The sequence below is a fragment of the Antarctobacter jejuensis genome (genome assembly GCF_052266595.1).
Classification (GTDB): Bacteria; Pseudomonadota; Alphaproteobacteria; order Rhodobacterales; family Rhodobacteraceae; genus Antarctobacter; species Antarctobacter jejuensis.
Window position 1 is genome coordinate 164,950 of sequence record NZ_JBQQXJ010000010.1, and the last position, 10,984, is coordinate 175,933.

Below are 10,984 nucleotides of genomic sequence, written 5' to 3' on the forward strand. Positions count from 1 at the left end.
TGTGCTGAGGTTTTTTGGCGACGGAGGTGTCTTGCCGCTGATCGGGCCGGAATCGAAGGTTAGCAGAGACTTCTTGACCGGCGGCAATGATGATCTTTGGGCGCGGGCGGCGCTTGTATTCGGATGTTTGCGATCCAATCACGGCACGGGGCAAGCCGGGTTCGGCTTGGAACTCGAATGGGCGCCGGCACAATTCTCGCGACAAGGACGGGCGCTTCGTCATACGGCGTGCTCCCGAGGTGGTGCGCGAGATGACGGCTTCTGACCGCGGCGGAAGATCTCGACGATGCGCATCGGGCCGCCGCAGCAGGGGCAACCTCAAGCCACGGCCCGCATCAGAAATCCTTCACCGAAGTGGACAATCAACGGCACGAGAATTTCTGCAACGACGGTGGCCCAAATCCGCGATGCCTGCGTGGCGCAGTATTTCCACGAGTTTGTGCATCTCAGCCATCGTGAACGACCCTTCCCGATATCGATCTTTGCGCAGGTGTTGTGGTATTGGGTCACATCCAGTCACCCACACCCAGCGAGTAGCGGCTATTTCAAACAATGATTTCCAGAAGAAAATAACGCTGCGCCACTTGCGCGTCATTACTGCCCTGTCCGACCTGAAGCTGGTTGCGCGGGTGTCTGAGGCGCTCAACGTCACCCAGCCTGCGGTGTCAAAGCAGATTGCGGAACTGGAAAGGATCGTCGGGGCTCCGATTGTCACGCGCGACCGGAACCGGCTGTTTCTGACCCCGATCGGGCAACGGCTGGCGGATCACGCCAAGCAGGCACTCAACCAGCTTGACCGGGCCGCCTTTGATATCGAGGCCATGGCGAGCGGGGTTTCCGGCTCTGTTTCGGTCGGGGCTGTCAGCTCGGTTGCGCCAACCCTGTTGCCCGGAGCCATTGCGCTGTTCAAAAGCAGCACGCCGCAGGCCAGCATTTCGATCAAAGAGGGGCATTTCGTCGAACTTCTTCCCGAGTTGGAGGCAGGCGCTCTGGATGTGCTGATTGCCCGGATTTGGCAGCCTCAGGAATTGCCCGGCATCGACCAGCTAAGCCTTTTTGCAGAACCGGTCGTGGTGGTGGCCGGGCGCAACCATAGTCTGGCAAATCGGTCTGAGCTGGAATGGCGCGATCTGGTCGATTTCCCGTGGATTCTGCCTCAGGCCAATTCGGTTGCACGGCGCGCGATTGATGCGCTCTTTGCCGAGAATGGGCTGACGCCGCCAGCCAATACCATTGCTTCGTTGTCGTTGACGCTGAACCTCGCGCTGCTTGAGGCGATACCCGCGCTGGGGCTCTTGCCGCAACGGCTTGCCCAGACGCATGCGGCGCGTGGCGACATCGTTTTGCTGCCGCTGGACACGTGCGGCCTGTTGTCCGAGGCGCGCTGCTTTTGGCGCGGCGACCAGCTGGACACGAATCCCACCTTGGCGTTCTTCCTGAAATGCCTGCAAAAAGCGACGGAAGACCTTCACACCATTCCTTTTGGTTAAGGTTCCAGTCCCAATATTCAATATTCCTTGTCTTTGATCCGCCTTATCATAACCGAAATCGTTATCTGGGGAGGGATTACGATGGCAGGTTCGATCGCGCTTGGCGCATCGTGGGTGAGCGTATGAGAGCGGCTGCACTGATGGCCCTGTCCGCCCACGAGGTTTTGCAGCGGTTCGCGGATCACAGGCTGACGCCCAGTGAGTATCTGGCGGCCTGTCTGGAGCGGATTTCACAGGTCAATCCCAAGGTGAACGCCCTGACCGCAATCGACGCGGAACGTGCGGTCGGAGAGGCGGTTCAGGCGACAGGCCGGTGGCGGGCCGGAACGCCCAAGGGGCCGCTGGACGGATTGCCGGTTGGTGTGAAGGATCTTCAGGACACCAAGGGGTTGCTGACCACCCATGGAAGTCCGCGGATGCGCGCCAACCGTCCACAGGACGATATGCCCATGGTGGCGCGACTGCGCGCGGCGGGGGCGATCATTCTGGCCAAGACCAATGTTCCCGAATGCGGTGCTGGCGGCAACAGCCGCAACCCGGTCTGGGGCGCGACGGGCAACCCGTTTGACGCCAATTTGATCGCTGGCGGTTCCTCGGGGGGGGCGGCGGCGGCCCTTGCAGCGGACCTTTTGCCGCTCTGCACTGGGTCGGACACTGGCGGGTCTCTGAGATTGCCTGCCGCACTGTGCGGTATCGTCGGGTATCGCCCGTCCGTCGACGTCATTGCCCATCCGACGCGGCCATTGGGATGGTCGGGCATTTCGGTGCTGGGTCCGATGGCGCGCACGATGGATGATCTGGTTCTGATGTTGCGGGTCTGCCAAGGGTTTGACGCCGACGATCCGCTGTCTTCACCGGCCGCGCCGGACCGTTTTGCGACGCTGCCGGCGGTCGATCTCTCAAACCTGCGCGTGGGTTTCAGTGAGGATTTCGGCGGCGCGCCGGTGGACCCCGCCATTCGGGCGACGTTCCGCGCGCGTGTCGAGAAGATCGCGCCGCATGTTCAGGACTGCCGCGCAGTGGATCTGGCGCTTGGAGACATGGACCGCTGTTTTGACATCCTGCGGGCCGAAAGCTTTGTCTCGGCTTTCGGCGAGGTTATCAAATCCGACCCCGACGCATTTGGTCCCGATATTGCGACCAATGTCGAACTGGGGCTGTCCATGTCGCTGGCTGACCGGGCCTGGGCCCATGCCGAACAGACGCGCATCCTGCGCCGGTTCAATGCGGTGATGCGGGATGTCGACGTGATCCTGCTGCCCACGGCGCCGGTGTCGCCGTTCCCATGGACCCAAGGCCATGCCACGGAGATCGAGGGACAGAGCATGGACATCTATTACCGCTGGCTGGCGCTGACCTATCGCGGATCGCTGGCGGGCGGGCCATCGATCACGCTGCCTTGCGGTCGCGATCCCCACGGTATGCCGTTTGGGCTACAGCTGCTGGGGCCAGTCCGCAGTGACGAAGCGATGCTGGCCACCGCCAAGGCGGTCGAGACCTTCTTTGCCGCCGACGCGGAAACCGCGCGACCCTGCCCTGACATGGCGGGCCTTGCGCCACCTGAGATCGACTTGCGGTCCATCGTGACCCACCCGCCCATCGTGAACGGCACGGACCGGACCGAGACGGCCACAATGCGAACGGCGGTGTAGACCCATGTACCTGATCCCGATCATCTTTATCGTACTGCTGATCAGCGGAACGGCCTTTGCCTATCTGATGGGCGCCGTTTCGGTGCTGACCTTTGTGGCGTTGGACAAGAGCCAGTTCCTGTCGATCCTGCCGCAGCGCATCTTTGCACAACTCGACGTCTTTGCCTTCATGGCGATGCCGCTGTTCATCCTGACGGCCGAGATCATGGGCCGCGCGGGCGTCACCCGCAGCCTGATCGACTTTGCCATGTCCATCGTCGGTCGCTTTCGCGGCGGGCTGGGCCATGTCAACATCCTGACCAGCGTGTTCTTTGCGGGGATCTCGGGCTCGGCCATCGCGGACAGCGCGGCCCTGTCACGCACCTTCGTGCCCGAGATGAAAGCGCGCGGATACGACCCCTATTATGCGGGGGCCATCACGGCGGCCTCGTCGATGATCGGGCCGATCATTCCGCCCTCGATCATCATGATCATCTATGGCGGCCTGACCGGTGCATCTGTGGCCGCACTGTTCATCGCGGGCGTGGTGCCGGGCCTGCTGCTGGCCGCGTCGCTGATGGCGCTGAATGCAGGGATTGCCGCCGTCAAAGGACATCCCGGCGGAAAGTCGGACGATCTGCCGCCGTTCCTGCCCAGCCTGCTCAACGCGGCGCCGGCGCTTTGCCTGCCGGTGGTGATCCTTGGGTCGCTGGTCTTTGGTCTGGCGACGCCGACGGAGGGGTCGGCCATCGCGGTGCTTGTCGCGCTGATGGCGGGCCAGTTCTACAAGGGTCTGTCCCTGCGCATGATCTTTGACGCGGTCGAAGCAACGGCCAAGATGACCGGCACGATCTTCATCATTCTTGCCGCGATTTCGGTGCTTGGCTACCTGGCCGGGCAACTGGGGTGGTCGAGCGCCCTGGCAGATTGGGTAGATAGCTTCGGGCTGACCGGCACGAAGTATCTCTTCTTCCTTGTCGCGATCTTCCTGATCGCGGGCATGTTCATGGACACGCCGGTTGCCCTGACACTGCTTATTCCGCTTTTCGCGCCGCAAGCGCTGGAACAGGGCATCAGCCCGATCCAGCTGGGTATCGTCCTGTGTTTCAACCTGTGTGTCGGGTTGATCACGCCGCCGCTGGGCAAGTGCCTCGTAGTCGTCTCGGCGCTAACCAATCTCAACTACTGGCGGCTGGCCTATGCAGCCCTGCCCTTCATTGTCGTTCAGGTGATGCTTTTGATGGCGCTGGTCTATTGGCCCGCGATTTCCCTCACATTGCCGCGCCTGCTCGGTTTCTCAGTCAATTAGAATCGAAAAAGGAGGAGGAAATCATGAAACTCAAAGCACTCTCACTGGCGGCATTGCTGGCGATGTCCACAGCCGTCAGCGCGGAAGTCAAGATCGCCCTGGACAGCGCGCCGGATCTGGACACCAGCGGCTCTTACAACTGGGCGCATGCGTTCGGGGCGGCGCTGATCGAAGCCGGGATTGACGTCCGCGAGCTGCCGCGCGGCGCGGTCGGCAACGAAGCCGAGAAGTTCGACCAGGTGTCGACCGGGCTGCTTGAAGTATCGCTGTCGGATGTGCGCGCCATCGCGCAGGTCGACCCGTTCATCTATGGCGTCCGTCTGCCGTATATCTTCGACGATATCGACCACATGGACCGTGTGCTGGAGGCGGGCAAGGTCCTAGACCAAGTCAACGAAAAGCTGGCCGATCAGGATGTGGTCGTGCTGGCGCTGGCGCCGCTTGGGCCGCTGTCGGGCATCATCACCACCGACGCGGTTGTCCGCTCGCCCGCCGACATGTCGGACCTGCGGATGCGCGCGCTCGACGATGCGCAGATCGCCATGTACCAGGCTTGGGGGTCCAGCGGCACCATCGTGCCGTGGGGCGAAGTGCCTGCGGGTCTGCAAACCGGCGTGATCAACGGCTACCTGAACTCGCCCTTCGTGCCGGTGATGTTCGGCCAGACCGATTTCGTCAAGAACTTCTCGGATGCCGGTGTGATCATTCCGCTGCGCGCTGTTCTGGTCTCGAAGGACTGGTATGACGGGTTGTCGGAGGCCGACAGGGCCACCGTGGACAGCGCCGTCGAAACGGCCGATGCAGCGGCCCGCGCGTGGTTGGCAGAAGCCTCTGAACGTGGCCTTGCCGCTCTGGAAGAAAAGGGCGTGACCGTCCAGCGTTTGACCCCGGAAGAACGCGCGGTCTTCCGCGAGGCGTCCAAGCCGGTCTACGATTCCGGCCTGATGCCTTCCGAGGATGTGAAAGTCTGGACCGAATTGTCCGACTCCAACCGCTGACCCGCAATCGCCGGACCTTTGACGAGGTCCGGCTCCTTCGGCAGGATATGACACATGCGCAATGCCATCATCGCAGCAAGCAACAGCGTTCACCGCGTCGCACGAGGGGCCGCCGTCTTCGCCGTCTGCCTCATGTTCCTGACCGTGGTGTTGCAGATCATTGCCCGCTACGTGTTTTCCGCCCCGCCAATCTGGACCGAAGACGTCGCCCGCTATGCGATGGTCTGGACCGGGCTGCTGGGCGCCACCCTGTCGTTCAAGACACGCTCGGACGCGGTGCTAATGCAAAGCGTCGCGCCTGAGCGGCCTCACCTGCTGAACTACCTTGCCGAAGCGATCCACAGTGCCGCGGTTCTGACCTTCGTTCTGCCGGTCGTCTATTTCTGCTTCATTGGCCTGCGCGGCGGCTTTGCCAAGGGTTATCTGGCCCGCCAATCCGGCCTGACCGCCGACACGCTGGGTATTCCGATGGTCTGGATTTCCATGTCTGTGCCGATTGCCATGATCATCATCCTGCTGCACCTGGCGGCCAGATGGGCAGGCGACGACGCGACCGAGGCCACCGAATCGCAATTGGACTGAGATCGGTGTGATCGGTTTTGGAATGGGCCGATCAACCTGTCATCCACCACCACACTCCGGAGGCCCCTTTCATGACCGCGGATACGACCGCTCAAGCCATCTCTGACCTGAAAGACCTGTTGGGCGAGCGCCTGTCGACCGGCGAGTCCATCCTGGAAATGCATGGCCGGGACGAGGCCTATTCCGAGCCTGCCTTGCCGGACGCGGTGGTCTTTCCCGAAACCACCGAAGAAGTCTCCGCGATCATGCAGATCTGTTCGCGCCACGCGGTTCCGGTCGTTCCCTTCGGCATCGGTACATCGCTGGAGGGGCATGTGATCCCCATTCACGGCGGGATCAGCGTCGATACCAGCCGCATGAACAAGATCCTCGACGTTCACGAAAGCGATCTGGACGCCGTCGTCCAGCCCGGCGTCACGCGGACGCAACTCAACGATGAACTGCGCGCCACGGGGCTGATGTTCACGGTCGATCCCGGCGCCGATGCGACGCTGGGCGGGATGGCCGCCACACGGGCCTCGGGCACCAATACCGTGCGCTACGGCACGATGCGGGAAAACGTTCTGGCGCTGGAGGTTGTGCTGCCCGACGGCACCATCATCGAGACCGGGTCGCGGGCGCGCAAATCCTCGGCCGGGTATGACCTGACACACCTCTTCGTCGGTTCCGAAGGCACCCTTGGCATCATCACGAAGCTGACAGTGCGCCTGTTCGGCCAGCCCGACACGATTCTGGCGGCAACCTGTTCCTTTGAGACTGTCGATGACGCCGTGAACGCGGTGATCATGGCCATCCAGATGGGCATCCCGATGGCGCGGATTGAATTGCTGGACGAGGTCCAGATGCAGGGGATGAACATCTTTAACCCCGATCTGAACCTGCCGGAAAAACCGCATCTGTTTCTCGAATTTCACGGGTCCGACGCCAGCGTGAAAGAGCAGGTGGAGATGTTCGAAAGCGTCGGTGAGGAGTTCGGTGTGTCGGGCCTTGCGTGGGCCACCAAGGCCGAAGATCGCACCCGGCTGTGGACCGCACGGCACAACGCCTACTATGCCGGGAAATCGCTGCGCCAAGGCTGCGAAGGTCTGATCACCGATTGCTGCGTGCCGATTTCAGCGCTGGCCGACTGTATCTCGCGGTCCAAGGAACTGGTCGCCGCCTCTGGCATGATTGCCCCCATCGTCGGTCACGTGGGAGACGGCAATTTCCATCTCATGATCCTGATCGACCCGAACGACCCCGACGAACTGAAACGCGCCAAGTCCCTGGCGTCCGAGGTGAACCATGTCGCCCTGTCTTTTGGCGGCACCGTCACCGGAGAGCACGGCGTTGGCACCGGCAAGAAGGGTTACATGGCCGAAGAGCACGGCGCGGCCTATGCGTTTATGGCAACTTTGAAACGTGCGGTTGATCCGAAGAACATCATGAACCCGGGCAAGACGGTCGATATTGGTGATGCCTAGCCGGGCCAGTGTTCGGGGCACCCCAGCGATGCCCATTGGCCTTGGATGCGGGGTGCAGATATGGCGCAGGGGCGCTGTTTGGGCCAGAGGGCTGTTAGCCGATGGTGTCTGCATAACGGTCTGAAAAAGAGAGGTAGTTCCATCCATGGAGTTCTTTGAATGACACTGTTAGCCGATCTTTTGTCGACTGTGTTTGAGCGGCGCTACAGGACTGCGGCGTCCGTTCAACTTGGCAACCGTCCGCTGGTGGAACTGGCTGAGGAATTGGTGGGCACCGCAGGCGAAATGTCTGGCCTTGCACTTGCAAGCGAGATCCTGTCGCGTTTCGAGACCCTGAGCGATCAGCAGAAGCTGGAGTTTTTCCGCCACATCGCAACCGCGCTGGATATTGACCCCGAAGGCGTGCGCAGAACGCTCGATGCCTATGAACGCGAACCATCGAAACAGACCTATCGCGCTTTTTTGACGGCGGCCGAGCCGCGTCGGCAGGAATTGATACGCCGACTGAACCGAGTGCCCGGAGCGACCGGCCAACTGGTGCGGCTACGGGCTGAACTCTTGCGTTTGGGGGCGCAGGAACCTCAGCTTGCAGCGCTCGACCTCGATTTCCGCCATCTTTTCGCGTCCTGGTTCAATCGAGGTTTCCTTGTGCTTCGGCCGATCAGTTGGGAAAGCCCGGCGCATATCCTTGAAAAGATCATTGCCTACGAGGCCGTTCATGCAATCGCCTCTTGGGAGGATCTGCGTCGCAGGCTCAAGCCCGACGACCGGCGTTGCTTTGCCTTTTTTCATCCGTCCATGCCTGATGAGCCGCTGATCTTTGTTGAAGTGGCATTGACCAAGGGCGTTCCACGCTCAATTCAGACCCTTTTGACCGAGGACCGCACGCCGATTACGGCACATGACGCCGACACGGCGGTTTTCTACTCGATCTCCAACTGCCAGAAGGGGCTGGCCAGCATCTCCTTTGGGAATTCGTTGATCAAGCAGGTGGCCTCTGATCTTTCCTCGGAACTGCCCGGGATCAAGACCTTTGTGACCCTCTCACCCATTCCCGGCCTTGCCGCATGGGCCAAGCAGGAAGGTTTTGAAATGCCCACTCAGGAACCGGAGAAGATGCGCGCGATGGCGGCGCATTATCTGCTGAATGCCAAAGATCGCGGCGGTTCGCCTTTCGATCCGGTTGCGCGCTTTCACCTTGGCAATGGAGCGGTTGTTCACGCCGTACATGCGGCGGCCGATACCTCGGAGCAGGGAATGGCCCGATCCGGCGGTGCCATGGTCAATTATCTCTACGACCTGTCGCGCGTTGAGCAGAACCATGAGGTCTTTGAAACCTCTCGGGCCGTGATGGCCAAACCGGATGTCACAGCGCTGGCCAAGTCCGCAGACTTTGATCCGATACGCGAAAGGTAACGCGATGGCGAACCCATTATACGACGCATTGTTCGGCGCCCACGCTGGCAAGACCACGCCGTTTCTGTATCTTTCGGACGGTCAGGTCATCACCCATGATCGCTTTTTGAAGATGAGCGCGCAGATCGCCCACAGGATGGTCGCGATGGGCCTTATGCCCGGCGACCGCGTGGCGGTTCAGGTGGAAAAATCGGCGGAAGCCTTGGCGCTTTATGCGGCCTGCGCGCAGTCAGGCTTGGTCTTCTTGCCGCTCAACACCGCCTATACGGTCGAAGAGTTGAGCTATTTCATCGAGAACAGTGGCGCGTCTCTGATCGTTTGCGACATGAAAAGCGAACAACCGTTGGGTCAACTGGCAGGGACCCTTGGCGCGCAGATTGAGACCCTGAATGCCGATGGCAGCGGCACCCTCATGGACAAGGCCGGAACCTTGCCGGAAAGCTTTGCCACCGTGGACCGCGACAGCGAGGATCTGGCGGCGTTTCTCTACACATCAGGCACCACCGGGCGCTCGAAAGGTGCGATGCTGACGCAAAACAACCTGCTGTCGAATGCGCGCACACTGGTGGAGGAATGGCGCTTCACGGCGAACGACGTTCTGCTTCACGCGCTGCCGATCTTCCACACCCATGGGCTGTTCGTTGCCACCAACGTCACATTGGCTGCCGGTAGCAGCATGATCTTTATGCCGAAATTCGACCTCGATCAGATCATTGCCCGGATGCCGGAAGCGACGACCATGATGGGTGTGCCAACGTTCTACACCCGCCTCCTCAACGATGCGCGTTTCACCCGGGATTTGGCGTCGCACATGCGTCTGTTTGTGTCCGGGTCCGCGCCACTTCTGGCAGAGACCCATGTCCAGTTCGAAGAGCGCACCGGCCACCGTATCCTTGAACGCTATGGCATGACCGAAACCAACATGAACACCTCCAACCCCTATGACGGCGAACGCCGCGCGGGAACGGTTGGCTTTCCGCTGCCCGGTGTAGAGCTCAAGATCACCGACCCCGACACGGGTGAGAGCCTGCCACATGGCCAAGTTGGTCAGATCGAGGTGCGCGGGCCGAATGTCTTCAAGGGTTACTGGCAGATGCCGGAGAAAACGGCGGCCGAGTTGCGCGAAGATGGGTTCTTCATCACAGGCGACTTAGGCAAGGTCGACGAGGATGGCTATGTGCACATCGTCGGGCGCAACAAGGACCTGATAATTTCCGGCGGCTACAACATCTACCCGAAGGAAGTTGAACTGGTTCTGGACGATCAACCCGGTGTTCTGGAGAGCGCCGTGATCGGGGTTCCTCATCCGGACTTTGGCGAGACGGTGCTGGGTGTGATTGTGCCAAGGAATGACGCGACGCCGGACATCGAAAAGATAATGGCAGCGGCACGTCAGTCACTGGCCAGTTTCAAGCTGCCCCGCAAGCTGGTCGTTCTCGAAACGCTGCCGCGGAACACGATGGGAAAGGTTCAGAAGAACGTCTTGCGCGAGGAATTCAATGGCATGTTCAAGGCCTGACCACCGCCGTCCCGGTGAAATCCCGCACCTTCGTTCTTGCGGTCAGGTTTTTGTGTGATCTGAGCTACTCCCCATCGTTTGGACAGAATCTGGCATTAATTAACATACTCGTTGTGAACTGCCCCCTACAGCGCTGCTCCCCACCCTTGGACCGCCGGAAGCTGTTTTTCCCGGCTGTTTCACGATGACGGGCTGGTGGCGTCATCGGGATAATGCATGGCGACCAGCCATGTGCCCGGTCGGGCTGCGGCGTGACCATGGCGTTTGATGATCACGCTGTTAGCGCCGATGATCAGTAGGCGTCGCAAGGTTCGCTCGCCCATCCCTTGCCCGGTAGTGCATCGTGAAGCGATGTCACGAGAGGGTCGTTGTGGCTCCGAGCTGCTGTTTGCCACCGGTCGAGTGCTGTCGTGGCACCAGCCCCAACCAAGCTGCAAAATCACGTGCCCTGTTGATTTCCGCTGAGAAGTGACCCGGTAGCCCCCCAGATTTTCACTGAGAACTGACCCATGTGAACACGTTGCCCCGACGGATTTGGTCGGGGAGATATGGAGTGATCGACATGGGATTTTTGAG

At 60.9% G+C, this 10,984-nt stretch carries 9 protein-coding genes and 1 pseudogene; 8 read left to right on the plus strand and 2 right to left on the minus strand.

Annotation, left to right across the window (positions count from 1 at the left end; translation table 11 throughout):
• Positions 1-455: 455 nt before the first annotated feature.
• The 8 genes from ACTXGA_RS15825 to ACTXGA_RS15860 all read left to right on the plus strand — a co-directional run bounded on the left by ACTXGA_RS15825 (position 456) and on the right by ACTXGA_RS15860 (position 10,408).
• Positions 456-1,490, plus strand: a complete 1,035-nt coding sequence (locus ACTXGA_RS15825) for a LysR substrate-binding domain-containing protein (protein ID WP_443395286.1) — start codon at positions 456-458, stop codon at positions 1,488-1,490.
• Positions 1,491-1,612: 122 nt separating this feature from the next.
• Positions 1,613-3,142, plus strand: coding sequence for an amidase (locus ACTXGA_RS15830; RefSeq protein WP_443395288.1), 1,530 nt, complete (start codon positions 1,613-1,615; stop codon positions 3,140-3,142).
• 4 nt (positions 3,143-3,146) lie between these two features.
• Positions 3,147-4,430: a TRAP transporter large permease gene (locus tag ACTXGA_RS15835; protein ID WP_443395290.1), complete on the plus strand. Its 1,284-nt coding sequence runs from the start codon at positions 3,147-3,149 to the stop codon at positions 4,428-4,430.
• A gap of 23 nt (positions 4,431-4,453) precedes the next feature.
• On the plus strand, positions 4,454-5,428 hold the full coding sequence (locus tag ACTXGA_RS15840) for a TRAP transporter substrate-binding protein (protein WP_443395292.1): 975 nt from the start codon (positions 4,454-4,456) through the stop codon (positions 5,426-5,428).
• A gap of 54 nt (positions 5,429-5,482) precedes the next feature.
• A complete protein-coding gene (locus ACTXGA_RS15845; RefSeq protein ID WP_443395294.1) occupies positions 5,483-6,010 on the plus strand; it encodes a TRAP transporter small permease in 528 nt (175 codons plus the stop codon).
• Positions 6,011-6,081: 71 nt separating this feature from the next.
• On the plus strand, positions 6,082-7,473 hold the full coding sequence (locus ACTXGA_RS15850) for an FAD-binding oxidoreductase (protein ID WP_443395296.1): 1,392 nt from the start codon (positions 6,082-6,084) through the stop codon (positions 7,471-7,473).
• A 159-nt stretch (positions 7,474-7,632) separates the two neighbouring features.
• Positions 7,633-8,889 (plus strand): malonyl-CoA decarboxylase domain-containing protein, encoded by a 1,257-nt coding sequence (locus ACTXGA_RS15855; protein WP_443395298.1) that lies wholly within the window; start codon positions 7,633-7,635, stop codon positions 8,887-8,889.
• A gap of 4 nt (positions 8,890-8,893) precedes the next feature.
• Positions 8,894-10,408 carry a malonate--CoA ligase gene (locus ACTXGA_RS15860; RefSeq protein WP_443395300.1) on the plus strand — a complete coding sequence of 505 codons (1,515 nt, stop codon included), beginning with the start codon at positions 8,894-8,896 and terminating at the stop codon, positions 10,406-10,408.
• A 179-nt stretch (positions 10,409-10,587) separates the two neighbouring features.
• Here ACTXGA_RS15860 and ACTXGA_RS15865 read toward each other — a convergent pair whose 3' ends face one another.
• The gene (locus tag ACTXGA_RS15865) at positions 10,588-10,716 is read right to left on the minus strand and encodes a hypothetical protein (RefSeq protein WP_443395302.1); all 129 of its coding nucleotides are present in this window, start codon (positions 10,714-10,716) and stop codon (positions 10,588-10,590) included.
• 67 nt (positions 10,717-10,783) lie between these two features.
• A pseudogene (locus ACTXGA_RS15870) lies at positions 10,784-10,855 on the minus strand (transposase); the annotation flags it as partial.
• Positions 10,856-10,984: the final 129 nt, after the last annotated feature.